Source organism: Bacillus sp. OK048 (assembly GCF_900103525.1).
GTDB lineage: Bacteria > Bacillota > Bacilli > Bacillales > Cytobacillaceae > Neobacillus.
The window spans coordinates 89,762-116,091 of the sequence record NZ_FNHN01000006.1; the positions used below are offsets into that span (position 1 = coordinate 89,762).

At 40.3% G+C, this 26,330-nt stretch carries 25 protein-coding genes; 14 read left to right on the forward strand and 11 right to left on the reverse strand.

Annotated features, from left to right (window positions below; translation table 11 throughout):
• Window positions 1-69 precede the first annotated feature (69 nt).
• Entirely contained in the window at window positions 70-1,728 is a 1,659-nt protein-coding gene (locus BLR86_RS12520; RefSeq protein WP_090761881.1) for a peptide ABC transporter substrate-binding protein, read from the reverse strand.
• A gap of 402 nt (window positions 1,729-2,130) precedes the next feature.
• On the opposite strand from BLR86_RS12520, the gene BLR86_RS12525 reads away from it, so the two are divergent.
• Complete coding sequence (locus tag BLR86_RS12525) at window positions 2,131-2,844, forward strand: hypothetical protein (protein ID WP_090761883.1); 714 nt, start codon at window positions 2,131-2,133, stop codon at window positions 2,842-2,844.
• A gap of 6 nt (window positions 2,845-2,850) precedes the next feature.
• A complete protein-coding gene (locus BLR86_RS12530) occupies window positions 2,851-3,492 on the forward strand; it encodes a class D sortase (protein ID WP_090761885.1) in 642 nt (213 codons plus the stop codon).
• Window positions 3,493-3,692: 200 nt separating this feature from the next.
• Here the strand turns inward: BLR86_RS12530 and BLR86_RS12535 are convergent, their stop codons facing one another.
• From BLR86_RS12535 to BLR86_RS12545, 3 genes are all read right to left on the reverse strand, one after another.
• Window positions 3,693-3,911, reverse strand: coding sequence for a DUF2922 domain-containing protein (locus BLR86_RS12535; RefSeq protein WP_090761887.1), 219 nt, complete (start codon window positions 3,909-3,911; stop codon window positions 3,693-3,695).
• Window positions 3,912-3,944: 33 nt separating this feature from the next.
• Complete coding sequence (locus BLR86_RS12540) at window positions 3,945-4,163, reverse strand: DUF1659 domain-containing protein (RefSeq protein ID WP_090761889.1); 219 nt, start codon at window positions 4,161-4,163, stop codon at window positions 3,945-3,947.
• A gap of 151 nt (window positions 4,164-4,314) precedes the next feature.
• On the reverse strand, window positions 4,315-4,689 hold the full coding sequence (locus BLR86_RS12545) for a YmaF family protein (RefSeq protein ID WP_090761892.1): 375 nt from the start codon (window positions 4,687-4,689) through the stop codon (window positions 4,315-4,317).
• Between the two features lie 265 nt (window positions 4,690-4,954).
• Between BLR86_RS12545 and BLR86_RS12550 the strand changes: the two genes are divergently transcribed.
• From BLR86_RS12550 to BLR86_RS12560, 3 genes are all read left to right on the forward strand, one after another.
• Complete coding sequence (locus BLR86_RS12550; protein WP_090761894.1) at window positions 4,955-5,215, forward strand: hypothetical protein; 261 nt, start codon at window positions 4,955-4,957, stop codon at window positions 5,213-5,215.
• A gap of 841 nt (window positions 5,216-6,056) precedes the next feature.
• Complete coding sequence (locus BLR86_RS12555) at window positions 6,057-6,413, forward strand: nucleotide excision repair endonuclease (RefSeq protein WP_090761896.1); 357 nt, start codon at window positions 6,057-6,059, stop codon at window positions 6,411-6,413.
• Window positions 6,414-6,536: 123 nt separating this feature from the next.
• A complete protein-coding gene (locus tag BLR86_RS12560) occupies window positions 6,537-7,502 on the forward strand; it encodes a TRM11 family SAM-dependent methyltransferase (RefSeq protein ID WP_254782316.1) in 966 nt (321 codons plus the stop codon).
• 102 nt (window positions 7,503-7,604) lie between these two features.
• On the opposite strand, the gene BLR86_RS12565 is transcribed toward BLR86_RS12560, so the two are convergent.
• Window positions 7,605-7,805, reverse strand: a complete 201-nt coding sequence (locus BLR86_RS12565) for a Fur-regulated basic protein FbpA (protein ID WP_090761898.1) — start codon at window positions 7,803-7,805, stop codon at window positions 7,605-7,607.
• Window positions 7,806-8,126: 321 nt separating this feature from the next.
• On the opposite strand from BLR86_RS12565, the gene BLR86_RS12570 reads away from it, so the two are divergent.
• A complete protein-coding gene (locus BLR86_RS12570; RefSeq protein WP_090761900.1) occupies window positions 8,127-8,306 on the forward strand; it encodes a hypothetical protein in 180 nt (59 codons plus the stop codon).
• A 588-nt stretch (window positions 8,307-8,894) separates the two neighbouring features.
• Here the strand turns inward: BLR86_RS12570 and BLR86_RS12575 are convergent.
• Complete coding sequence (locus BLR86_RS12575) at window positions 8,895-9,731, reverse strand: MurR/RpiR family transcriptional regulator (RefSeq protein ID WP_175492879.1); 837 nt, start codon at window positions 9,729-9,731, stop codon at window positions 8,895-8,897.
• Between the two features lie 151 nt (window positions 9,732-9,882).
• Here BLR86_RS12575 and BLR86_RS12580 point away from each other — a divergent pair, with 151 nt between their 5' ends.
• From BLR86_RS12580 to BLR86_RS12600, 5 genes are all read left to right on the forward strand, one after another.
• The gene (locus BLR86_RS12580; RefSeq protein ID WP_254782317.1) at window positions 9,883-10,746 is read left to right on the forward strand and encodes a DUF8171 family membrane protein; all 864 of its coding nucleotides are present in this window, start codon (window positions 9,883-9,885) and stop codon (window positions 10,744-10,746) included.
• A complete protein-coding gene (locus tag BLR86_RS12585) occupies window positions 10,733-12,445 on the forward strand; it encodes an ABC transporter ATP-binding protein (protein ID WP_254782318.1) in 1,713 nt (570 codons plus the stop codon). The genes BLR86_RS12580 and BLR86_RS12585 overlap by 14 nt, the downstream gene beginning before the upstream one ends.
• Window positions 12,435-13,253 (forward strand): energy-coupling factor transporter transmembrane component T family protein, encoded by an 819-nt coding sequence (locus BLR86_RS12590; RefSeq protein ID WP_090761904.1) that lies wholly within the window; start codon window positions 12,435-12,437, stop codon window positions 13,251-13,253. The genes BLR86_RS12585 and BLR86_RS12590 overlap by 11 nt, the downstream gene beginning before the upstream one ends.
• A 128-nt stretch (window positions 13,254-13,381) precedes the next feature.
• Entirely contained in the window at window positions 13,382-14,137 is a 756-nt protein-coding gene (locus tag BLR86_RS12595; RefSeq protein ID WP_090761906.1) for a PHP domain-containing protein, read from the forward strand.
• Between the two features lie 138 nt (window positions 14,138-14,275).
• Window positions 14,276-16,426 (forward strand): choice-of-anchor I family protein, encoded by a 2,151-nt coding sequence (locus BLR86_RS12600; RefSeq protein ID WP_090761908.1) that lies wholly within the window; start codon window positions 14,276-14,278, stop codon window positions 16,424-16,426.
• Between the two features lie 363 nt (window positions 16,427-16,789).
• Here BLR86_RS12600 and nspC read toward each other — a convergent pair whose 3' ends face one another.
• The 3 genes from nspC to BLR86_RS12615 all read right to left on the reverse strand — a co-directional run bounded on the left by nspC (window position 16,790) and on the right by BLR86_RS12615 (window position 20,065).
• On the reverse strand, window positions 16,790-17,917 hold the full coding sequence (gene nspC / locus BLR86_RS12605; RefSeq protein ID WP_090761910.1) for a carboxynorspermidine decarboxylase: 1,128 nt from the start codon (window positions 17,915-17,917) through the stop codon (window positions 16,790-16,792).
• Window positions 17,918-17,919: 2 nt separating this feature from the next.
• A complete protein-coding gene (locus BLR86_RS12610; RefSeq protein ID WP_090761912.1) occupies window positions 17,920-19,161 on the reverse strand; it encodes a saccharopine dehydrogenase family protein in 1,242 nt (413 codons plus the stop codon).
• A 583-nt stretch (window positions 19,162-19,744) separates the two neighbouring features.
• Entirely contained in the window at window positions 19,745-20,065 is a 321-nt protein-coding gene (locus BLR86_RS12615; RefSeq protein ID WP_090762302.1) for a winged helix-turn-helix transcriptional regulator, read from the reverse strand.
• 157 nt (window positions 20,066-20,222) lie between these two features.
• Between BLR86_RS12615 and BLR86_RS12620 the strand changes: the two genes are divergently transcribed.
• The 3 genes from BLR86_RS12620 to BLR86_RS12630 are packed head-to-tail and all read left to right on the forward strand — an operon-like array spanning window position 20,223 to window position 22,809.
• Window positions 20,223-21,074, forward strand: coding sequence for a VOC family protein (locus tag BLR86_RS12620; protein WP_090761914.1), 852 nt, complete (start codon window positions 20,223-20,225; stop codon window positions 21,072-21,074).
• Between the two features lie 17 nt (window positions 21,075-21,091).
• The gene (locus BLR86_RS12625; protein ID WP_090761915.1) at window positions 21,092-22,153 is read left to right on the forward strand and encodes an LLM class flavin-dependent oxidoreductase; all 1,062 of its coding nucleotides are present in this window, start codon (window positions 21,092-21,094) and stop codon (window positions 22,151-22,153) included.
• A gap of 17 nt (window positions 22,154-22,170) precedes the next feature.
• Entirely contained in the window at window positions 22,171-22,809 is a 639-nt protein-coding gene (locus tag BLR86_RS12630; RefSeq protein ID WP_090761917.1) for an NAD(P)-dependent oxidoreductase, read from the forward strand.
• Between the two features lie 172 nt (window positions 22,810-22,981).
• Here BLR86_RS12630 and BLR86_RS12635 read toward each other — a convergent pair whose 3' ends face one another.
• A complete protein-coding gene (locus tag BLR86_RS12635; RefSeq protein WP_090761919.1) occupies window positions 22,982-24,139 on the reverse strand; it encodes a pyridoxal-phosphate-dependent aminotransferase family protein in 1,158 nt (385 codons plus the stop codon).
• 396 nt (window positions 24,140-24,535) lie between these two features.
• A complete protein-coding gene (locus BLR86_RS12640) occupies window positions 24,536-26,236 on the reverse strand; it encodes a DUF2207 domain-containing protein (RefSeq protein WP_090761921.1) in 1,701 nt (566 codons plus the stop codon).
• Window positions 26,237-26,330: the final 94 nt, after the last annotated feature.

Here is a 26,330-nt window from a genome sequence, read left to right on the forward strand (position 1 = left end):
GGTTCTTCGGCTTTTTTAGAGGATATTAAAAAGAGCCATGAGAACCGAACCGTCCCCATGGCCTTTTGTTTACTCGTTTATATCTGCCCATTTATATTCGTATGTTGCACCAAATGGGTTTACGAACACATTTTGAACTTTTGGAGATACTAATTGTGCTCTAGAAGACTGGTAAACAGGAGCAATCGCCGCATCTTCAAATAGCACTTTTTCAGCTTCTAAGAAGTTGTTGTAACGTGCTTTTGCATTGGTAGCAAGCGTTGATGCTGTGTCACGCACTAACTTGTCATAGGTTGCGCTGGAATATCCAGTCCAGTTGTTTCCGCTGTCGGTGGTCCATAGGTTCATGAAGGTAAATGGATCTAGGAAGTCAGGGCCCCAACGGGAAAGCTGAATTTGATAATCCATAGTAGAATCTAAATTTAAACGCTGTTCTTTTGGAACTTGTTTAATGGTAACTTTTAATCCTTCTAGGTTCGTTGAAAGCTGGTTTGCAACGTATTGCACTAGGTTTTTCGTTGTCTTGTCATCATCAGCTAGGAACTCAAGCTCAACGGAATCAGTGCCTAATTCCGCCAATCCTTTTTCCCAGAATTCTTTCGCTGCTTTAAGGTCATACTTGACAAGGTCGCCACTTACTTTACGGAAATCCTCACCTGAATCAGGCATTGGTGTAAAGTCTTTCGGAATTAAGCCGTTTGAAGCGATGGATCCATTGTTTAAAATCTCGCCAACTAATGCTTCTTTGTCAAATGCTCTGCTTAGTGCAGCACGGATATTTGTATTTGCTAATGCTTCTGATTTTGTTTGATTAAATTTTAGGAAATAAGAAAATGTTTCTGCTGACACCACATAATCATCATTTGTAGAATATTGGTCAACTAGATCGGATGTTAGATCCATTCTATCTACTGTTCCTTCTTCATATAAATTTAGAGCCGTTTGTGGATCTTTTACGACTTTAAACGTCAGTTTGTCCATTTTTACTGTTTTTGCATCCCAATACTCTTTATTCTTCACTAGTTCCCATGAATCGCTTGTGCTTGTCCAATTGGAAATCGTGTATGGCCCATTTGCTAATAAGTTTTCGGAACTTGTAGCAAAACCATTGCCTTTTTCTTCGACAAACTTTTTATTTAGCGGGAAGAATGTGCCGAATGTTGTTAATGTTTCAAAGTACGGTGTTGCGTTTTCTAATTCAACAACAAGTGTAAAATCACCGTCAGCTTTTACTCCCAGCTGATCTACGGCAAGTTCTCCTTTGTTTATAGCTTCCGCATTTTTGATTACGCCACTCATCATGTATGGTCCATATTCTGATCCTGTTGCCGGATCAACGGCACGCTGCCATGCATAGACAAAGTCATGTGCTGTTACTGGATCTCCATTTGACCATTTTGCGTCCTCACGTAATGTAAAGGTCCAAGTCAGACCATCCGTGCTTACTTCATGACTTTCAGCAATCCCTGGAGCTGCTTGTGTTTTTTCATCTAAACGGTATAGTCCTTCCATTGTTGCAGCCAAATAGATAAAGGAAGACTCATCTGTAGCTAAAGATGGGTCCATTGACGGAATGGCTTCAGGGTTTAAAAAGTTTAGTACTTTTCCCTCTGCCGTCTCCCCCGTTTTTGTACCCCCAGATTCCTTTGACTTCTCTCCGGAACATGCGGCTAGTACACTGAGCATCAAACCAAATGCTAAAAGTAATAACCAATTCTTTGCTTTCATTTTTTTTCCTCCTCATTTTTACTTTGTTTCAAATATTAAATATATGCAGAAAATTTGAAACCATAAAAGTGATTATAGGCATTAACTAGATAGGTTGTAAAGTATTTTTGAATAATTTAGACTAGAATGATATTTTTGTGAATGCGGGAAAACGATTACAATGTAGGGGGTTTCAAGGGTATGGTACTGCCATTATACAGTTTTGCAGAATAATATTTTGGCCAAGGGGACGGTTCTTCCGGCTTTTTTCAGCGGGTTTTGGCCATAAAGAGCCATGAGAACCGTCCCCTTTGTCCTATAACTCTAACAAAATGTGACAATTTTCACTATGTTGTATTGAGGGAATTAGCAAAATATGTTATTGTAAATCTGATATTCTAAAGAAAACTAGAGGGTGAAGAGATGAACGTAAAGTCAACCATGAAGAAAGGCGCTGTCATTGCAGCACTAAGCCTAGGACTATCTGCCTTTGCAGCAGTTCCAGGAAATGCTGTTTTTGCAGCAGAAACAAATCCTGCAGCACAAAAATTAGTAGATTCTTTAAAAGCATTAAATATCGCAGATGTCGATTATTTATATGCATATTTACAATCTGTTAATTTAAGTGACGCAGAATATAAAGGTATTCTTGATAATACGAATAAAGTAAGCCAAATTTTAAAGGGTGCAGCTAATCCGGAAGATCTTCCGACAGCTCAAAAAGCGGAATTATCACGCTTATTCCTTGAAAGTGTTAAACTAGCACACCTTCAAGCGTCAATCGTTGATGACAAAGGAAATCCTATTGATATCACAACGTATAAATCTGGAACTTTGGGCCTTAAAGTTCAGTTAATGGATTTAAAAGGAAACGTATTAGCAGTCGTTAATCCTACTAAAGCTGATTTAAATCCAGCTGCTATTGAGGCGAAAATGGTTGCATTAAATAACGCAGTCCAAGCTAAACAACAATTAGAATCAGCTGGTAAATTCATTCCGATGCCAAATGCTCCACTGCCAAACACAGCTAGCAACACTGTAGAATATATGGCTTTAGGCGGATTATTAATTTTATTAGGCGGAGTTGCGGTTGTCCCTGCAATGCGTTTTGCGCGCAAATCCGAAATTGAAGCTTAATACAGCATGGAAAAAGTAAGAAAGAAAAAGCGGAAAAAGAAATGGTATCAAAAGTTGAAATGGGTACTGCTTAGTTTTCCAATTTTGCTCATCTTAACCGGTGTTGGTATTGTAGCCTATTTTGGGTGGGATTTATCAAAACAGACAGTCCTCTTAGCCCACGAAGTGGTCAATAAATATGAACCAGAATTACCTAATCATACGTTTGAGCAGGCCTGGCCCAAACTGCCAGACCCAGGTTCGTCCATTGGTGAATTACAGTTCACTTCGATTGACTTAACTGTCCCTGTTGTCCAAGGCACTCATGACAATGAGTTGAAAAAAGGTGCAGGTCACTTTGCTGGCAGCGCCTTGCCTGGTCAAGGCGGCAATGTCATTTTAAGTGGACATCGGGATACGGTGTTTAGGAAGCTGGAACATCTAAAACTAGGTGAACAAGTGACCTTCACTACTCCCTATGGTGATTTTGTTTATGAAACCATAGAGTTAAAAGTTGTATCAGCAGACGATATGACGGTAATGGTACCAACTGATTACGAAACGCTCACCTTAACAACCTGCTACCCATTTAATTTTATTGGGGATGCACCTGATCGGTATATCGTGTATACAAAATTGGTATCTAGTCCTATGATTGCTAGTAATTAAAAAAGAGCAGCCCGATGAAGTAGTCATCAGGCTGCTTTTTTGAGTATAGTGCCCCAACCCCTTTGAAAAAACAGGTTTCGGTAACTATAGGCCGGTTATAGTGCCCCACCCCCCTTTGAAAATAAGCTTCCGGTAACTATAGGCTCGAATGGTGATAAAAAATAGAAGGTCAGTTTCAATGGAAACTGGCCTCCTTGCTATTAAACAATCTCATATTCGGTTACATTGCGATCGATTACTCTTGCTCCTTTCACAGCAGCAAAATTACCGTTTGTTGAAGTGAAAACGCCAGACGCGATCATTTCCTCCATCGCTTGCTTTACTACTGCTTCTTCAATCGGTTCCTTTGGATTTTCTACCGATAACCGAGCAGATTTGCCAAACTCGGTCACAAACTCTAACTCTAATGTTTTAGCCATTCTATTCACCTCCTCACTTTATTTATTTTCCGATTAAACTAGTAAATCAGAATTGTCGACTCTCTCGATATTGCTGAGAGTATCGCCTGACAAACCAATAATGGCTTGTGCTGCTTGTAACAGCTGGTCAGGTGTCGCAGATTTCTGGATGTTGCTGAATGTCTTTGCCTTTACGATTGGTTTACCATCATCATTCATGCCCACTTGAAACACTAGGCGTAACTTAGATGTGGTAATCACTGCTTGTGCCATCGTTATCACCTCCTTCACCCTTTATATATAGAAAAGTAGGCGAAAAGGACATGGTGTTTGAAAGGAAATTTAGTAATAAAGAAAAAAGCATGATTTCTATAATGAAATCATGCTTAATACACTTTCTGTGATTACCTTTTTGAGCCTGGTATCAAAGAGTCGTACTTCCTCTATAAAGGTGTCTATGAGGATTGGCCCCCTCAATCGTGGTATAGCCACTAAATTCATGATAATGTCCGCCGTTTGCCATTGGAATGGCCGGTCCTGTCGTTCCCTGTATTTGGTGTCTATGTCTGTTATCAACGGAGGTAAAGGTAAAGTATCTATGTGTATGCGGGACACCAGTTTGTGCTGGTTCGGTCATTCCGGCATATTGATGGGTGTGTCCATCTTCAAACGAGGTAATTCCGCTAAATCCATGGGTATGAACAGCTCTTCCATCCCAGGAAGTAATATAAAGTCGATGGGAATGCATAGGGTCTGAACCATCTGAAGCATACATGAAGCCAGAAACAGGGATATCCATGAATAACCACTCCTAAAAAGGCTTTTTAACACAGTATTCAACTTCGGGCTGAAAGTTGTAAGATTTTCAAAAGGGCACTCTCAAAAAGGTTCGATCTTCATGCCCTGATATGCCTATTTTTGTTGAGTCAATCCTCTAATTTAATGAGGAAGTACCGTTGATATTAAATTAAGTTTGTTAAGTTGAAGTAAAGATACGGTTAAATACCTACTCATTTAACCTAATCCTTTATAAAATGAATAAAAGGATATAGGAGGTAAATGCAATGAGAAAAAAAGTGAGACCCGAACAGCATCTTGAGTTTTTCCTTTCAATGGTTGAAAGTGACATACAACATTTAAATAACCAGGAAAAAGCGGTGAATGAATGGATTCGCATGTCTATACTTTCGTTAACCAAAACAGAAACCTCCTACTTAAAAAAAATGCGAAACGAATACAAACAAAAGGCATCAGAGCAAACCTTAATCCTCAAAGAATTACAAAAAACGTTGTCTATATATCAAATCATGCAAAAAGAAGCATGAAGATTAAATCAGAAACAAAAATCCCGACTGTTTATCAGCCGGGATTTTTTGTTTGCCTATGGAAAAAGACCTTACTTAAGGAGTAGGTGTGAATCCACTGTCTTTTTCAAGTATGGATTATCAATGCAGAGGACCTAGAGTGACCGAAGCACAGGATAAAAAGGCATTTGGGTCAATGCAGGGGTGCTGGAGTGACCGAAGCACAGGATAAAAAAGCATTTGGGTCAATGCAGGGGTGCTGGAGTGACCGAAGCACAGGATAAAAAGGCATTTGGGTCAATGCAGGGGTGCTGGAGTGACCGAAGCACAGGATAAAAAAGCATTTGGGTCAATGCAGGGGTGCTGGAGTGACCGAAGTGCAGGATAAAAAGGCATTTGGGTCAATGCAGGGGTGCTGGAGTGACCGAAGTACAGGATAAAAAAGCATTTGGGTCAATGCAGGGGTGCTGGAGTGACCGAAGTGCAGGATAAAAAGGCATTTGGGTCAATGCAGGGGTGCTGGAGTGACCGAAGTACAGGATAAAAAAGCATTTGGGTCAATGCAGAGGACCTAGAGTGACCGAAGTGCAGGATAAAAAGGCATTTGGGTTAATGTAGGGGTGCCGGAGTGACCGAAGTGCAGGGTAAAAAAGCATTTGGGTCAATGTAGGGGTGCTGGAGTGACCGAAGTGATGAAACAGTCCGAGGTTCACTTTTTAAAAGGATTCTTAACACTGTTTATGAATCGATTAATTGGATATAATTATGTCTAAATTTGTAGAATTCTCGGCAGTTGGACATAGTAATTAATATCGATTTGTGTTAGCATTTAAAGCACTGTAGAAAAAGGAAGTGGACTTACATGATAAACATTACCGTTCCAAAATCAGACGTTACGATTACCAAACAAGACAATCCAGAGCTAAGCAATATTTATGGGTTTACCGATTTTCATCTTATCCCTCGTGATAAGGGTGGTATCTTCATGTTTTATAACAAGGATAAGGAGCTTTTATTTGTAGGGAAAGCAAGAAAGCTGCGCCCAAGAATCAAAAAGCATTTTGAGGATAATGTATCGCCGATGAAACCTCATCGAGATGAAGTGACGAAGATTCAGGTTTGTGTGATTGATGACCCTGTACATAGAGAAATTTATGAAACATTCATTATTAATGAATCCAAATCGAAGTACAATGTCGATAAGGTGTTTTTTAGATAAGGCTGTTTTTCGTAACGATCGATATTAAAATCTTAAAGGCGATTTTAACGTGCAAATAGCATGTTGCGCCTCAAAAGGAAAGGCATTAGGGACGGACCTAGTGCTTTTTTGCATTTAAAAATCATGTACGCCTCTTTTAATGCTATGAAAAAGGATGAGAGCAAATTGGATAAATATATTTATACTTTTTCCAGCTATGAGGATGAGCAGGCTTTGAGTGCTTTAGAAATGCGCTGCTTTTTCGGTATGGATTCTGAAAAGAATATTATAGAAAGCACGGTAAAAATAGACCCGAGCAGAAGTCCGTTTATGAAAGAAAGAATTGCGGTGCTTTTTGAGGGGGCAAGCTTTCAAGAGCTTCTTGCCAAAGTCGCAACATTCGAGGTAAGCGGGGAATCGTTCAAAGTCATGTATGTAAAAAATGGCAGTGAAGAGGAAAGCTTTGAGATGCGGCGGAAAATGGAGAGGGAAGTGGGATTGCAGCTAGTCGGTAACGCGGATATTCATAACCCACAGCGTTTGTTTGCAATTATGAATCGTAACGGACGATGGGTTTTTGGGGAATATCTGAAAAGTGAGTCTGTATGGTTTCGCCATCAACAGAAGCCTCATCAGTATTCGACGGCGCTCAGCACCCGTGTGGCAAGAGCGGTGGTGAATATCGCCATTCCGAACCCAACTGGGATAAAGGCGATTGATCCTTGCTGCGGCATCGGGACTGTACTCGTGGAGGCACTGTCAATGGGGATTGATATTGTCGGGGGCGATCATAACCCCATTATTCTTGCTGGGACAAGGGAGAATATCGCGCATTTTGGGTATTCGGGAGAAGTAACGTTCACCGATATGCGTACTATCCGCCAACACTATGATGTCGCCATTATCGATTTACCCTATAATCTGTGCTCCGTTATCTCGCCTGAAGAGCAGCTCGAAATGCTCCAAAGTGCGCGCCGGTTTGCAGATAAAGTTGTCGTGGTAACGGTTGAGCCGATTGATAAAGTTCTCATCAAAGCAGGATTTGCAATTATAGACCGTGCAGTAGTCAAAAAAGGGACATTTTCTCGTGAAGTGATTGTGGGAAAGTAAGAGGATAACTATCTGTTGAAAAAAAAAATAAAGCCTAATTCGCTACCAGAATTAGGCTTTTCGGCATATTTAATAGTTAATAGTAGGACAGGAAATTCGAGATTATCTTTTATTGACCCAGCGTAAACCCGTGGTACAATGTGGGTGGACATTGGTTTGCAATCTTTTGTATTCCTTTTCTAAATCAGGAAGGGATAATTGAAAAAGATTGGTATTGTCGATTTTATAGACGCCATACGTAATCAGTTTGTTTATTAATTCCTTACGTCTTTTCTCTTCATCGTACCTAATGACTTTACTCATTCACTATCTCCCCTATTCAGTTGATTTATTAAAGGATTCTGTTGACTTCCGTTAGGTTGGTTTTTATTTGTTTTCCATATTTACATAATAATACAGATTAATCCGATTTGTCAACTAGGAATTAAATAAGGGTATCAATAACTGCAAAGCAAAAACAATAACTTTTAATTTATACTAGATAGGTAGGAATTATCTGGTCTAGGAAATGATATTTGGTGAACCCATTTTTTATTTCTAGACGGGCTCCAATTTCCTTTTGCATGAGTAGTATATTGGGTATTGACCTACTAGCTCTCGTGCATAGGAAAGGAAGTTGTTACAATGGATAATATGATTCCACAATTTACGATGGGGGCTACTGCTCTTCCACAGTCTCCCATGTATTACGGCTATGCGGCCCCAGCACCATGTGTTCAAACTCGTGGGTGCGATAACTTTATCATTATTATCATTTTGTTTATTTTATTAATTATTATTGGTACATTTGCTTTTTGCGATTAATACGACAAAGAAGGGGGGCTGTCCAAAAAGTCAGGCAACTGACCTTTGGAAGCTCCCCTTTTTAGGGACTTATCGGACAGTCCTTTTTTATAAGTTTGTTGCTTATAGAACCATGTCCAACTTTAATGAATCTACGAGTCTCCTGATTCCCTCTAAACACGAAAAACCCTGTTAGAGGTAAACAGATGAGCCTCCTGATTCCCTCTGAACCCAAGAAACCCTGTTAGAGGTAATCAGAAGGGCTACCTGATTCCCTCTGAGTCCGAAAAACCCTGTTAGAGGTAATCAGCCGAGCCTCCTGATTCCCGTTGAACCCGAAAAAACCTGTTAGAGGTAAACAGACGAGCTTCCTGATTCCCGTTGAAGCCGAAAAACCCCGTTAGAGGTAATCAGACGAGTCTCCTGATTCCCGTTGAAGCCAAAAAAACCTGTTAGAGGTAAACAGACGAGTCTCCTGATTCCCGTTGAACCCGAAAAACCCTGTTAAAGGTAATCAGCCGAGCCCCCCTGATTCCCTTTGAACCCGAATAATCTGGAACTAGTCAGCAAAAGCAATACAGCTGCCAAGCAGATTGAATAACCCCCCAACTACGGTAGCCTTGGTAATTGGTCTTTATACATTTTTCGTATTTCACTTAGTTTTTGTAAATTCTCGAGTGATTGCTGTTCAAGATTTTGGCCAATGCCAAGAATAAAGGTTTCTACTAAAAGGGTTGGTGCAATCATCGAGTGAAATTCCCACAATTCTCCTCGATTTGTATAGAAAATATAATCTCCTTCCTCATAAAAATCGGAAATAAGTAAGTCAGTCACTATGATCGTCTTATACTTCACTTTTTTTGCATAATCCAACAGCACGGAGGCCTCTCGACTCATCTCTACAAATCCGAACATAAATACAACGTCTTCTTTTTGGAAATGCATAAGGGACTCAAATAAATCATGCCCGCTTTTTGGCAACAGTTCGATTTCCAGCCCAAATCGGGCAAGACGGTGTTTCATTAACACGGCTATTCCTTCTGCCGAACTAGGTGCATGGATATAAATTTTCCTGCAATTCGTCATTAAGGTAATCGCTTGTTCAAATTGCTCACGATCTAGTGCCTCCAGCGTATTCACAAACTGATTCTGCGTCATGGTTAGTAAATGCTCGTGAATGGCAAGCTGCTGATGTTGAATTTGCAGTAAGGAATTTTTCAATTTACTTTCTGGCGAAACCTGTTCATTTTCTTTTATTGCTGCTTTAAATGATTTGAAATTGTCGTAGCCAATTTGTTTCCAAAAGCGAGATATAGTCGCATTACTCACATGCAGTTTCTGTGCTAATTCCGTTTCAGAAAAATATAAAATATGTTCGCCACTTTTTTCGATGAAGTCGGCGATCCTTTTTTGGCTAGGAGTTAGTTTTGTAACATCCCACTTCATAAAATCCCTCCCTATGTAATTTACCACAAAATGAAAAATATTTTTCATAAATTTTAAAAATAAATTTTTTTTACAATTTTCTCATTATTTCTTAATACCTTCTTTACAATCCACCGCTACAATAAATGGTAATAAGGGTTAAGGGGGAAAAATGATGTCAACGAAGCGATATGAATTAACACAATCTCAAAAAATGATGGTATTTATTTTGTCTATGTGTCTTTACGGGTTAAGTAATATGTTTACCGAGCTTGTGCCTTCTGTAAATGTTGGGCCAATCGAATTACAGATTGATGCGTTTGCCTTTATTCCGTTAGCGTTATGTATGCTATTCCACCCAATTTACGCTGCCATTGGAGCCTCAACGGGGGAATTGATTTTTGGCGAGTTAATGTTAGGGCAGTTTGGTGGAATTGGTGAAGTGGAGAAATTTATTTTATTTTCACTTGGTATGGTGATCGGAGGACTGCTGGTCCGCAATCCGCAGAAAAAATCACAAGTGGCTATTGGGGCAGTACTTGGCTATGGTATATTCCTCGTTTTAAGTACGATTGTTGATATTGTTAAAGTAATGGTTGGGGTGGAAGAATTCGAGGCCGTTCCTGGGTTAGCAGAAAGTATATTTGTCGTAGAAGGTGTTGAATTTTTAACCGATCTAATTTTCTCTGGTACCTTATTTGCTTTACTGCCAACGCTTTACTTAGTTCCTCGTTTATATGGAAAAATTGAACCTTTATTAGGCATGAAGCCTAGAAGCAATAAGGTGACGATTCCATTGAAAAATATTGTCACACCGAAATTTGTCGTGATTAGTCTTGTATTGTCGGTGGTTGCCTTTTTTGCAGAAGCGTTATCTGAATCAGATTTTGAAGTAGGAGTATGGGAGCCGGAATTTGTTGAAACATACGGGACTTCTTTTATCTGGATTATTATAGGTGTGGCAGCCGTATGCTCTGTTGCGATTATTTTTTACCTATTGAAAAAAGGCAAAGAGGATATAAGTGAGAGTGTCTAAACCAATCGTAGAAATTCGCAATGTGTCTTTTCACTATCCTGGAAATGAAAAAAAGGTTCTGAATGAGGCTAGCCTAACGGTTGAAGAAGGGGATTTTTTAGCGATTATCGGTGGAAACGGTTCTGGAAAATCAACCCTTTGTAAAACCATTAATGGTCTAATCCCTAAATTTTATGTTGGTGAATTTGAGGGAGAAGTAGTGGCTGATGGGCTAACTGCTTCTGAACATGATGTCGCCACCCTTTCGAAGTCGATTGGTTATGTCTATCAAGATTTTGAAAATCAGCTGCTGCGTCCAACTGTCTTAGATGATGCCTCATTTGTTCCGTTAAATTATGGTTTTGCGGATTTTAAAGAACGTGGAAAATGGGCATTGCAGGTAACGGGTCTTTCCCGATTGGCGAAGGAATTTGTCTGGCAGTTAAGCGGCGGGCAGAAGCATTTACTTGCTTTAGCGGGTGCCATTGCCATGAGACCAAAAGTATTGATTATCGATGAGCCGATTGCCCAGTTAGATCCACAGCATGCCAAGACGATTTATGACGTACTCAAAAACTTGAATGAAGAGTATGGGACGACGATTATTGTAATTGAACATTATACAGAGTTTATTGCTACGTATTGTAAGCAGGTCGTGTTAATGGATCAGGGGAGAGTGTGCTGGAAGAAGGATGTACGTGAGGCTCTTTGTTCAGTGGAGGAATTGCTAGCACAGCAAATTTTCCCGCCGCAAGTTACCTTAGCCGCTCATTCTTTAAAGCGAAATACGTCTTACCCCATTACATTAGACGAAGCCATTGGCTACTTTAGCGGTGTGACACCACATTTTGGCCCGCTTCCAGAACGAAATCATCACGATGAAAAGGTACCAGTTCTCGCTTTGAAAAATATAAGTGTTCGTTATCGAACGTTTGGGAAGCAAGCAAAAGATGCCCTACACCAGGTTTCGACTACTTTTTACAAAGGCGATCAAGTAGCGCTCGTTGGGAATAATGGTGCAGGAAAGTCCTCTTTGTTAAAAATCTTAGGTGGGATTGTGAAGCCAACAGAAGGTGTAATGGAGCTATCCGGAAATCCGCTGAAAAAATTTACACCTGAAACACTATCCGATCATGTGGCTTTTGTTTTTCAAAATGCAGAAGAAATGTTTATCGATGATAGTGTTCGAGGGGAAATTGAATATTATTTAAAAGCTAGAAAAGTAGAAAATCTAGATGTCCTTGTTGATCAAATTTTAGCAGATTTTCATTTAACAGATTTTCAGCATCATGATGCACGTTTACTGAGTGGCGGGCAGCAGCGTCGTGTATCGTTAGCGATTGGTGCGGCCATGCGTCCTTCGATCATTATTTTAGATGAGCCGACAGCGAATTTAGATATGGCGACGAAGAGTAACGTCGTACTGATGCTCGAGAATTTAAAAAAACATGTCGATACCATTATTATTGCCACGCACGATATGCAGCTTGTAGCGGAATGGGCAAATCGAATGCTAGTGATGCATGATGGTGAATTGATTGCAGATGATGGCAGTGAGGATATTTTTAAACAAAAGGAGATTTTAAATCGTGCGGGTTTGGTACCGCCTCAATTGATCAGATTGTGCAATCAGCTGGACCTTCCGCATTGTGTGACGATTGATTCCTTTGTAGAATGCTGGAAACAAGCGGAACAGCGAGGTGTGTTGAATGGAAGTTAGTAAATTTCTGAATGAAAAGCTTTCGCTTGAATATGTGAAGGGTGAACTGGTGCGGACAGCCTATGGGATCGAGGAAAACATGCTTACTAAGCTTGATCCGCGCGTACTGCTAATCTGGTATAGCTATTTTGCGATTGTTCCTTGGTTTATTCATAGTCATGTGGTTTTACTAGGCTATTTACTATTCATGGTGTTTCTAACCTATAAAGCCAAAGTAAGTCCGCTAATTTTAGGAGTTCTTGGACTTGGATTACTAGGGGAAATGGCGATTCTCTTCATCATTTCCCTATTTTTTGGAGGGACTCTAGAGACCGTTCTTCCTATGTTTTGGCTAAGCATTAAGCTGGGTTCTATTTCGCTGGCGAGTGTCGCTGTTTTTACAAGCTTAAATCCAGAGAAGTTTAGCGATGCGTTATTAAGAATGGGTTTTCCCGCTCAGTTTTCATTTAGTGTTGCCTATGGTTATCGAATTTTACCTACTTTATTAGAAGAATTTCAGCAAATCATTTTATCGTATCGCTTGCGGGGCAAGGCACCTGCGAAAAATGGCCTTTTCTATTGGCGAAAGCTCAGTTATTTCTTGATTGTTTTTATTCGTTCCTTTTATCCGCTTATTTTAAACACAGCAAAGCGCTCAAGAACCACGGTAGAGGCGTTGGAAACGAAGGGCTTTAGCTACGGTGCCCAGAACAAAGAGATGATTAAGTTAAAAACGAGTTATTTAAAATTAACGTATATCGATTACGCGTTTATCATGATCACGTTTTTATTTTTAATTATCGTCCATGCTTTACATTATGTTTTATGAAGGCTACTTTCGTAAGATTGTTGTTAAAATCTTAAAGCCGATTTTAACGTGAGAATAGCTATTTTTGCGCTATAAAATATATTTTGCAGGCTCTTTTCCAAAGAGCCTTAATAAAGGAGTGCTTCTAGTTGAATTTTGATTTTCACACCCATGGTAAATTATCGAAGAAGTCCGATTTTTCACTATCATATATAGAAGAAATGGCTAAAAAGGCATTGCAATCCGGTCTTGATGGTCTCGCCTTAACCGAGCATTTTAATACAAAGAATTTTCATGAGGTTTATGATACGTTAGATGCACATTTTCCATATATAGATGGCTATTATGATATTTTTGGGTTAAAAGTCTTCCCTGGAATGGAAGTTGATATTTTAGAGGTTGGTCATATTTTATGTATTGGTGATCTACAAGATGTGCGTGCATTAAGAGCGCAGTTAGTAGAGTATACAGAAGAGGGATCGTTTATTCCCCTTGCTGAGCTTTTGAAGCTGCGGTCTAACTATGAAATGCTTGTCATTGGTGCCCATCCTTTTCGTCCATCCACGCCATTAAAGGATTTAGACCCTTCTTTGTTAAAACAACTGGACGCTTTCGATTTAAATGGGAAGGATTTGCATACTCGTGGGATTGAGGAAAATATTAGAGATGTAAAGCTGCTCGGCGTATCGCTGGATAAACCTGTTGTCGGCGGAAGTGATACTCATCATTTTATGCAATACGGTTCCGTATACACGATTCTTTATCGGCCATGCAGGAATGTAAGAGAATTAAAGAGCGCTATTTTAAATAGACAATTCACGTGGGAAGTGGCAGAAGATTTGCATGAGCGAGTATCCGAAGCGAATCGGTTAAAAGCCATTTTAAAAAAGAAATTAGAGGTATAAGGCAACATACCAATCTTTACAGTAATTTTACAAATATTCAATAAAATAAACAAAACCCTTTGCTACTATAGTAATAGTGTCAAAATACCTAGAATGCGCAAGATATAGGAACAGCATTAACGATCAGGGGGAAATGAAATGAAGAGTCATGTTAAGCGCAACATATTCGGAAAATTGGTATTAGCAGGAAGTATCCTGTTAACAGGCGTTCCATTTAATGTTCAAAATGTGAGTGCGGAAACGGGAATTTCTACTACGTTAGACATCAAAAAAATCGCAGGGTATAGCATAGGGCAAACCAATAAAGATGGCGGCGTTGCTGAAATCGTAAAATACAATGCGGACAACCAAAAATTTTACGTCATCAATGGCTTTGGACAAACTCTTGATATTGTTAGTTTAAAAGGGTTAATCTCTTCGGACACAGAGCAACAGCTTCAAAAAGAAACATCTATTAATATTGCAGCAGCGGTAAACACAGATAGTTTTACATATGGTGACTTAACGAGTATCGAAATTAATACGTCAAACGATACGATCGTGGCAGCTGTTCAAGATGTTGATTATACCAAAAACGGGAAAATTGTTGTGATGAATTATGATGGCGACATCAAAAAAACATACGATGCAGGTGTCCAGCCGGATATGGTTAAACTAACACCTGATGCGAAATACATTCTATCGGCAAATGAAGCAGAGCCTCGCGGTGGACTTGAAGGGGTGGACCCGGAAGGATCGGTTACGATTGTTGAAGTTGAAACAGGTATCGTAACGCAAGTGAAATTTACCGATGAAACTGTTATTGCTGATGATGTTCATATTCGGAAAAATGGATCAAAAGCAGACGCGGTAACAGATTTAGAACCAGAATTCATTGCTGTTTCTAACGATAGCACGAAAGCGTTTGTAACTCTGCAAGAGAATAATGCGATTGCCACCATTGATATCAAAGCAGGCAAAGTGTTATCTGTAAAGTCGCTTGGATATAAAGACCATTCTTTAGTAGGAAATGAACTGGATGCTGCAAGAAATGGAAAAATCGAAATCGAAAGACTTCCAATTTTAGGAGCATATATGCCAGATTCTGTTGCCTATGTAAACATTAGTGGTACTGATTATCTGCTTACGGCTAATGAAGGAGATGCCACTGAATGGCCAGAGGATGATCCCACTTTTATCAATGTAGCTGAATTTAAAGATGTGAAGGATACGATCGCATTAAACACTGACCTTTTTGAAGGATTTACTGCAGAAGAAGCACAAGCTGCATTTGATAAAATGAAAAATTCAAAGGATTATAATAAACTTGAAGTACTAACCGATCGGGGAACTGATGCGATTTATACATTAGGCGGCCGTTCGTTCTCTATTTGGAATGCCGACACCATGGAGCTTGTCTATGATAGTGGCAGTGATTTCGAAATGATTACCTCTCAACGTTATCCGGACAATTTTAACTGGTCAAATGATGATAATGTATTTGAAAAACGCAGTGCGAAAAAAGGGCCGGAGCCAGAAGATGTAAAAGTGGGCATGATTGGCGATCAGGTCTATGCATTTGTTGGACTTGAGAGAATTGGCGGGTTTATGACCTATAACATTTCAAATCCACAGAATCCTCAGTTTGCCAACTATCTTAACAGCAGAGATTTCTCCCAAGCGATTGCTGGAGATGTATCACCAGAAGGACTTGAATTTATTGCCGCAGAGGTAAGTCCAACCGGACGTCCGCTTGTTTTAGTTGGAAACGAAGTGAGTGGAACGGTTTCTGTAAATGAAATTCAAGTTGATCCAATTAAACGTATTGCAGGAATAACTCTTGATCAAACGCAAGCAAGTCTTAAAGTTGGCGAAACAGTAAAATTAAGTGCAGCTATTCAACCAGTTGATGCAACAGATGATAAGGTAGTTACTTGGACAAGCTCTGATGAAAAAGTGGCTACCGTGACCAGTGATGGATTGGTAACGGCGGTCGGTGCAGGAAGTGCAACGATTACCGTGCAAACTAAGAGTGGAGCGCACACAGCGACAGCTAGCATTACGGTAGCGGAACCAACTCCTCCTGCACCGGTTGATAACAGCGGTAAACAGGATTCAAATGGAGTAGGTAAAGTGTCTTCTTCAGATAATAATAAGCCTACTAATACGTTGGTCGAATCAAAGGCAAGCAATACTGGACATAAACTGCCTAATACAGCGACCAATCATGTTAACCTCTTAGTGATGGGATTACTTCTTGTGATCGTTGGCGGGGGCATCGTATTCTATCAAAAAAGAAGAGCAGCATAACTGAAAAAACCATCCTGCTGGATACCGGGCAGGATGGTTTTTTTGTTCGATTATATTCGTGCCCGCACAAGCTCGTTTTAGTGGTTTAAGGTAACGAATAGAAGCTATTCGTGCCCGTCTAAGCTCGTTTTAGTGGATCAAGGTAACGAATAGAAGCTATTCGTGCCCTCGCCGGCTCGTTTTAGTGGATCAAGGTAACGAATAGAAGCTATTCGTGCCCTCGCCGGCTCGTTTTAGTGGATCAAGGTAACGAATAGTAGTTATTCGTGCCCTCCGCAGCTCATTTTTGCGGTTCAAGGTAACGAATAGGTTTGATGCTATAAAAAAACCAGATTCCCATTTTCAGAATCTGGTTTTTCACGATTAAGCTAATCGCATTTTAAAATCTTGATAGCCAAACTTTTGCACGACTTGGCAATCTCCGTCTTTATCTTGAACCGCAATCGCTGGAAGCGGCATACCGTTAAAGGTTGTGTTTTTAACCATCGTGTATATCGCCATATCGCCAAAAACGAGTCGATCACCGCTTTGTAACGGCTGGTCAAAAGAATAATCGCCAATCACATCGCCTGTTAGGCAGGTTTGTCCGCCAAGACGATAGGTATAGGGCTTTTCCCCTGCTTCACCTGATCCATAAAGAGGCGGGCGATAAGGCATTTCCAATACATCCGGCATATGACAGGTTGCAGACGTATCAAGAATCGCAATATCCAACTTGTTTTGATGTAAATCTAGGACAGACGTAATTAGGTATCCTGCATTGAGCGCAATGGCCTCGCCTGGCTCAAGATATACTTCTAATCCGTAGTTTTCCTGCATTCTTTTAATGCAAGCTTCTAATCTAGGAATATCATAATCTTCTCTTGTGATATGGTGACCGCCGCCAAAGTTAATCCATTCCATTTGCGGAAGCCATTGCCCAAAGTTTTCTTCGACTGCATTTAAAGTGGTTTCTAAATCATCTGAGTTTTGCTGGCAAAGTGTATGGAAATGAAGTCCGGAAACACCGTCAAGCAAATCGGGACGGAAATGCTCTAACGTTACACCAAATCTAGAACCTGGTGAGCATGGATCATAGATAGCATGCCCAATTTGGGTAGAACATTCAGGATTGATGCGCAAGCCGACTTTTCTGCCGGCTTGAAGTGCTTTATGTTTAAATCTCTCCAACTGAGAGAAGGAATTAAAGATTATATGATCACAAATGGAGATAATTTCATCGATTTCATCGTCACGGTAGGCAGGGGCAAAGACATGATTTTCTTTGCCCATTTCTTCGTAGCCTAGACGTGCTTCATATAAGCCGCTTGCTGTTGTACCGCTTAAATATTGTCCAATGAGGGGATACATTGTTGTCATCGAAAAGGCTTTTTGTGCTAAAACAATCTTCGCTCCAGTACGCTGCATAACACCGTTCAGGATTTTAAGGTTTTTTTCAATTAGCTCTTTATCGACTACATAACACGGTGTAGGTAGTTCTTCGAAACGCATGTTTACTTAACTAACTCAGGCTGATGTGCTTCTTCTGGCAACTCATCAACAAGAATTGGATTAAAATCTTCTACCCATGGAAGTCCCCATTTGTTTAACTCTTCCATGAATGGATCTGGATTAAATTCTTCAATATTGAATACGCCTGGTTTATTCCATTTGCCAGTCATGATCATCGCTGCACCAATCATGGCAGGAACGCCTGTTGTATAAGAGACGGCTTGTGAACCGACTTCTCTATAGCATTCTTGGTGGTCACAAATATTGTACACGTAATACGTCTTATCTTTTCCGTCTTTTTTGCCTTTGAAGATACAGCCGATGTTGGTTTTACCAACTGTACGTGGTCCAAGGGAAGCTGGATCTGGTAAAACTGCCTTCAAAAATTGAAGTGGAATGATTTGCTTTCCTTCGAATTCGATTGGTTCGATGCTCGTCATACCAACATTTTCAAGCGCTTTAAGGTGCGTAATATAGCTTTGGCCAAATGTCATGAAGAAACGAATACGCTTAATTCCTGGGATGTTTTGCGCAAGTGATTCAAGCTCTTCATGGTAAAGCAAGTACATATCTTTTTGGCCAACTTCAGCGAAGTTATATTCGCGTTTGATTTCCATTGGCTCAGTTTCGATCCATTCACCATTTTCCCAGTATCTGCCGTTAGCAGAAACTTCACGGATATTGATTTCAGGGTTAAAGTTAGTAGCGAACGGATAGCCGTGGTCGCCGCCATTACAATCAAGAATGTCGATATATTCGATTTCATCAAAATAATGCTTTAGCGCATATGCAGAGAATACACCTGTTACACCTGGGTCAAATCCGCTTCCTAAAAGAGCTGTAATGCCAGCCTTTTCAAAGCGCTCTTTGTAATCCCATTGCCATTTGTATTCGAATTTTGCCGTATCTTCTGGCTCATAGTTTGCTGTATCCATATAATGTGTCTTTGTAGCAAGACACGCATCCATGATCGTTAAATCTTGGTATGGCAACGCTAAGTTCATAACGATATCTGGTTTTACTTCATTAATTAAAGCGATTAACTCATCCACATTATCTGCATCGACTTGTGCAGTAGTGATTTTCGTTTTGCTAGTTCCATCTAATTTTGCTTTTAAATCATCACATTTAGATTTTGTACGGCTTGCGATACAAATTTCTTCAAAAACTTCACTGTTTTGAACACATTTATGAACGGCTACTGAAGCTACGCCGCCAGCGCCAATAATAAGTGCTTTTCCCATTTTTCCCTATCTCCCAACTAAAATAAAATTTTTTTCCAACAAAAAAAGCAAGTGGAAAACGCCTCATCGCGCACTACACTTGCTTGCTTTAGATATAATCGTTCATATTAAAAGGCATACGAATGACCATAGTCATACGTCTCCTATAAAAGTCCTAGGACCATAGGTAAGAAAGCTCTTTTAATATTCAAAATATATCATCATAAGATCAGAGTCTATATAGCAAATAATCACTTTTACCACTCTTATTGACCGTTTCACAAGTTTTGTGCATATGCACTGGTTGTAAAGTAACCAACTTATAAAATTTGAGCTTTTAACTCAATCAATAAGGCAACTAAAGTTGCCAATCGGCATTTGACCCGGCTGTCCGTATGGCCTTAACTCCGGTGAAGAAGTGGTCAAAATTATCTGCTTGGAAAGACTCGATATAGATTGAATATTAGCTTTCCAATTAGCTATTTTATATTATCAATATATGTTCATAATAGCAATAGTGATTTTTAAAAAAAATTCTACCTTTTTTTTGTAGCTTTTTTGCACATAATCATACTAGCTGTTTTGATTTAGTTAGCGAAAAGAATCACTCCGTTACAGGTGGAACCCAAAGTTGAGACCAGTTCTCGATTTCTCGTAAAATGGGTTCGAGTGAATGACCCTTTTCTGTTAATGAGTACTCAATCACTACAGGTGTTTCAGGTATAACCTTACGTGTAACGACACCTTGGTGTTCTAAATCCTTCAAGCGCTCGGATAATACTTTTCCGCTTATACCAATCGCTGATTGGATCTCACTAAACCGGTGCGTACCTGATAATAATTGATAAATAACTAATGCAGTCCATCGTTGACTTAATAGCGAAATGGCTTTTTCAAATCTAGGACAAATGGTTGGCTGTTTCATCGTCATCGTACTAACACCTCTCTATATAAAATAGTATACCACAAAGGGGTAACAAATATAAACCTAGTTTCTTGACAAAAACTATATACAGAAATATACTTAGTTACATAAAGTAAGTAACTTAACAAAATTTTAAAAATCCTAGGAGGACAATCAAATGGGCTTTCACACTAAACCAACTACATTTGTAGGGCATGTCAAAATTAAGGTAGAAAATTTACAGCGTTCGTTATTTTTTTATCAAGAAGTCCTTGGTTTCGATATTTTAGAACAAACAGCTTCCACAGTAAAGCTGACAAGTGATGGTAAAACGAGTATTTTGTCACTGGAACAACCTGAAAATGTTATACCGAAAAAAGGAAGAACAACAGGTTTATATCATTTTGCGATCCTTTTACCAAAAAGGTCGGATTTGGCCAATATTGTTGTTCATTTGGTAAATAAGGGAGTAAAGTTTGGCTCTTCGGATCACCTTGTAAGTGAGGCATTGTATTTAGATGATCCGGATGGAAACGGAATTGAGATTTATATCGATCGAGCTCCTGCTGAATGGAGCTGGAAAGGTGAAGAAGTGGCGATGACCGTTGATCCACTTGATTTTAAAAATCTACTAACCACTGTGGTGCCAGGCACCACTTGGAATGGAATGCCAGAGGGAACGGTAATGGGCCATATTCATTTACATGTTTCTGAATTGAAAAAAACAGAAGAGTTTTATGTAAAAGGACTTGGATTTGATGTCGTCAATCGATATGGCGGCCAGGCGCTTTTCATTTCGTCTGGAAAATACCACCATCATATTGGCCTTAATACTTGGAATGGGGTAGGAGCACCAACTCCTGCTAAAAATAGCGTAGGTCTAGAAGCTTTCACACTCATTTTGTCGAATGAAGAAGCACGTAATCAAGTCGTAAGCAATTTGAGACAGATTGGTGCGAATGTTACGGAAGAAAACAATAAATACGTAACGCATGATCCATCTGGAAATCGAGTGGAGTTAGCAATATAAAATTGGGAGGAATCCAATTGTCTACTATTGAAGAAAACGGCATCGAAATTGGCATCTACACACTTGCAGATATTGGTCCGGATCCTCTAACGGGTAGAACGATTACGGCCAAGCAGCGGATGAGAGAAATCTTAGAAGCTGCAAGGCTTGCCGATGAAGCCGGATTGGATGTATTTGGGGTAGGGGAACACCATCGGTTAGATTACGCCGTCTCCTCCCCAGCTGTTGTTTTGTCGGCCATTGCCCAAGTCACCGAACGTATTCGATTAACCAGTACAACAAGTGTGTTAAGTACACTTGACCCTGTACGCTTATTCGAGGATTTTGCAACCTTGGATTTGCTATCAGACGGTCGTGCAGAGATACTTGCTGGCCGAGGTGCCTTTATTGAATCATTCCCTCTTTTTGGGTATAGCACAAATGAGTATGATGAGCTTTTTACCGAACATATGGATTTGCTTTTAAAATTAAATAAAAATGAGACCGTTACTTGGTCAGGAAATCATCGTTCAGCCTTAAGAAATGCCGAAATTTCACCACGACCTGTACAGGGTCAAATCCCGATTTGGATTGGCGTTGGTGGAACCCCAGAGAGTGCTGTTCGTGCTGGAAGATTTGGGGTAGGAATGGCGCTGGCCATTTTAGGCGGTGATCCATTACGTTTTAAGCCGCTAGTAGACCTATACCGTAAATCAGGGCTTGAGGCAGGTCACTCACCAGAAGTATTAAAAGTGGGTGTAACAGGGCATACGTACATGGCTAAAACGACACAGCAAGCCAAAGACGAGTTCTTTCCTTACTATTCAAATTATTGGGCCTATGTGAATCGCCAACGGGGAATGGGAACGAGGATGTCAAGGGCTGACTTTGAGCATATGGCTAGTCCAAATACAGCATTGTTCGTAGGCAGTCCGCAGCAAATTGTCGAGAAAGTTCTTCGCCAACATGAACTTTTTGGTCACACACGTTTCCTAGCGCAAGTTGATATAGGTGGTTTACCTTTTAATAAAGTAGCCGAAAATATTGAATTATTAGCAACAGAGGTTGCGCCAGTGGTTAGAAAGGCAACAAGGAAATAACGATCAGGAGGAATTTTATGAATATCGCGATAATCGGAGCAAGTGGAAAAGCAGGAAGTCTGATTTTGAAAGAGGCCGTTAGCAGGGGACACCAAGTAACGGCTATTGTAAGAGATGCATCAAAACTTCAAGATAAAAATGTAGCAGTCATTGAGAAAAATGTTTTCGATTTAACAACTAGTGATGTAAATGCATTTGAAGTTGTTATTAATGCCTTTGGTGCTCCGCTTGGAGAAGAGCAAGCTCATGTGGATGCAGGTCATGCGCTAATTGAGGCACTAAAAGGAACAGGTACCAAATTAATCGTTGTTGGCGGAGCTGGAAGTCTTTTTGTCGACGAAAACAAAACCGTAAAACTAATTGATACTCCTGAATTTCCGGATTTTGTTAAACCAACGGCGAAAGGTCAAGGAAGGAACCTACAAGAATTACAGGAATCGGCGGACTTAACATGGACATTTATCAGCCCTTCTGCTGTCTTCGATGCGGAAGGAAAAAGAACAGGAACTTATCAGTCAGGGAAAGATCACCTTCTGGTCAATTCAAACGGTGACAGCTATATAAGCTATGCAGACTTTGCTCTTGCCGTAGTAGATGAAGTCGAAAATCCAAAGCATGTAAATGAAAGATTTACTGTAGTGGGCGAAGCAGAATAAAAAATCAATCCAAAATACTCACAAATGTTGGATGTCAGCATTTGTGAGTATTTTTTTTGATAAGGGGAATGCAAAAAAAGTTTAAATATATAACATGTTTGGATTTGTAGAGGTGCAAGATTTGGAAAGGCACGAGACATTGTCATTTCGACAATATCTCGTGCGTACAATGTTAGTTCCGCTGCGCAGCCAAGAAAACATTCTGTGCTGCTTTCACTCCAGCACCTGCTTCAAAGGAATAGGAGAAATCCTGTAATCCAGCTTCGATAAGAGAAACGGCTTGAAGGATGTCGCTTGGGAAGCAATAGCCCATATGGCCAAATCTAAAAATCTTCCCTTGCAGGTGGCCAAGACCGCCTGCAAAATCAAGGTGGTATTTCTCCTTTAAATGGCCAATAAATGTTGGAATTTCGATACCTTTAGGAGCACATATCGCCGTTATCGTCGGTGAGGCATGCTCATCGGATGTCAACAGTCCAATCGAAAGAGCCTTCATGGACTCACGAACCATATTTTTCATTAGGTCATGGCGGGCTACTGTTTGCGAAAATCCGCCTTCCTCCTCGATTAAATCACAGACAGCGGAAAGTCCAAAAATCAGTGAAATGGCAGGGGTATTGGGGGTCATCCCTTTTGCTGCCCAGTCGCGATAGCTTAGCAAATCTAAGTAATAGGCAGGTTTCGTAGTTTCCTCTATCACTTTCCATGACCGTTCGCTGACACTTACTAGCGCAAGACCAGGGGGCAGCATCATCGCTTTTTGTGATCCTGTTACTAAGATATCAATTCCCCATTGATCCATTTCAGCTGGAGCACCGCCTAGACAACTGACTCCATCGACGATAAATAGCGCATCAGTGTGCGTACGGACAACTTTTGCTAATTTTCCAATCGGGTTTATGATCCCTGTTGAGGTTTCGTTATAGGTTGCAAAAACAGCCTTTATATTTGATAGGGGTTTAAGAAACTCGATTAGGTCTTCCTCCGTACATGCTTCGCCCCAATTTTTTTCGAGCTTATGTACGTTGAATCCATATTTCTCACAAATCGAGACGAAGTAATTTCCGAAGGCGCCGACCGTGATGACCACCACTTCTTCTCCAGGGGAAACCGTATTTACGGCCGCCGCTTCTAATGCTGCAGTACCGCCTGATGGCAGCAGTAAAATATCTTGTTTTGTCCCGAAAATAGGTTTTACCCGATTGGTTGTTTCTTGATAGAGCCGTACAAACTCTTCCGTACGATGGCTAATCATATCCTGGTTCATGGCTAGCTGAACCTTTTTAGGAATGGGTGTTGGTCCCGGATGTCTTAGTATATTTGGATACATACGATAACCTCCATTAAATTATAGAATCAATAATAGGCTCTGTTATAGCTGAATGTTGATTTCACTCTGTTTGAAAAATAGGCGGAAAAATTCCGTTTAAATTGGGAAACACCCATATTTCCATTAAAATAAGGGGCATTTTTCCGCTTATATTGTCCAAATGGATGGATTTTGGCTTATTTAGAGCAGTTAATCGGAATATCTCCGCTTATATCTGCTTCTACTGCCTCCACTATATACATTAGCCGGAAATTCTCCGCCTATGAAATCTCATACTTACACGAAAATCAACAATGAATAATAACAGGGCCTAATAACACTACTAATTCCCGTTTCATTGTTTAGTATCCTTCTTTTTATAGTGTAAAAAAGCTTGAGAATTATCTCAAGCTTCATTTAAAAAGCACCTGACCCACCGCCGCCTCCACCTGATCCCCCACCAGAACTGGAACTCCCGCCGCCGTCACTGCTGCTTGTTGACTCATTAGCAGAGCGGAATTTTGCAGAAGTGTCAGGTCCGATAAAGGCAATGGCGTAGAAGCCAGCAGAAACATTATAATCGTCATAAACGTCATTATCCGAAGTTAGTGCTTCTATTAGTGCATCATGCTTTCGATCAATCTCTTTGCTGCTGATTCCGAGTCCGTATATATAGGCGCGCATCTGATCATCTTCCGACCATTTTTCCCACTCTTCCTGTGGTAATTCTTTAAAGCGAACCCTAAATTGTTTCCAGTCGTAAGCAATTCGGGCACCTTCCCACGTTTTAGGGCGATAAACAATGGCGTAGATGATAACCGTAAGAAACAGTAGAAGTGCCGCAAAAAAGGATCCTACAAGGTCATGAATCGGGAAAAGGAACAAAAACGGAAGCAACAATACACTAGAAAAACCAACAAGTAATCGATAACCCGTTTTGTTTTCATAAAGGGAATGGTCTACAACTTCTTGCTTAACTGCTTGCAGCCACTGTGCTTGAAATGAACGGTATTTACCATGATTTAGCTTGTTAATGGTATAGGTTGTTAAATTGTTAAAGCTAAAGGTATTTTTTGACCCGATTTTATCAAAAAGAAACTCCAGTAACACATTCTCGTGCTTTAAAGGTGATTTAGGATTGATCCTCTCAAAGCTGTCGGTTGACGTCTTTTTCACATAGCCCTGTCGCACCAAATCAAGCAATCCAGCAGCCATCGCTTGTGGGGGCAGATAGCCATTGTTTGTAAAGAAAATCGTTGCTGGTAAGCTCAAGATTTGCTTTGGTACAGAATGAAACGTACTGCCTTCCCGCATGAAGTCATTTGTTTTGGCTCGTGCTGCCAGCCAATTACTTCCCATTAACACTAGTAAAACAAGTGTAAAAGCGGGAATGCCTATCGTGCTAATCGTGGAAAGTGTTTCTCTTGTTGCCGCATCAGCGGCAGCCTGGTCGATAAGTTCTTGCTTTGCCTTTAGTATGTCCTCTTTCATCGGTTTAACTGCAGTTTTAGGCGCAGCCGGAAAAAGGCTGACTGGATAGGCAACGCGGATATCCCCGTTGGTACCGTCAGGAACAAAGCCTAAATGAAAAAGTGCAGCACCATCTTCCTGTATCGTTACCTTGTTAGTGGCTTCATCATATCCGAAGGCAATCACATCGTCAGTCGGTTTAGGCGGATGAATGGTGATTGTCAGATTTTCGTAGGAAGATTCATTCCGCTCATCGAAAAACGGCCAGTAAATTTGGGCCACATCCTGATAAATCTCCATCCCGTTTTTAATCGTATAGTGGAGCGTTACGGTAATGGTTTCATCCGCTCCTTTACGGTGGACTTTGTAGAGGTCATCTTCTCTTTCAATTTTTAAAGGCTGCCCGTTTTCCCTTGCCGTAAATTGGCTGATGGCAGCTCCTTTTTTAGGAATCACTTCACGGGTTATTCCGTTAAATTTACCTGCAAATTCATATGTATGGATTTCTTCAACTTGGACATCTCCATTTTCTTGTAAGAACGCGTCCATTTTTACATTGGTAATGGAATACTCCACAGCCAAACTTGTGCTTGGAAAAATAAATAGCATTGCAAACAAGATTAAGCTAGTAAACCACTTTTTCTGCATATGCGTCACCTTCTTTCCTAATAGTAGTTATACGGATGATAGTAGTAATGGTTTCGTAAAATTTTCCAAAAAAAAATGATTCGGCTAAGCCGAA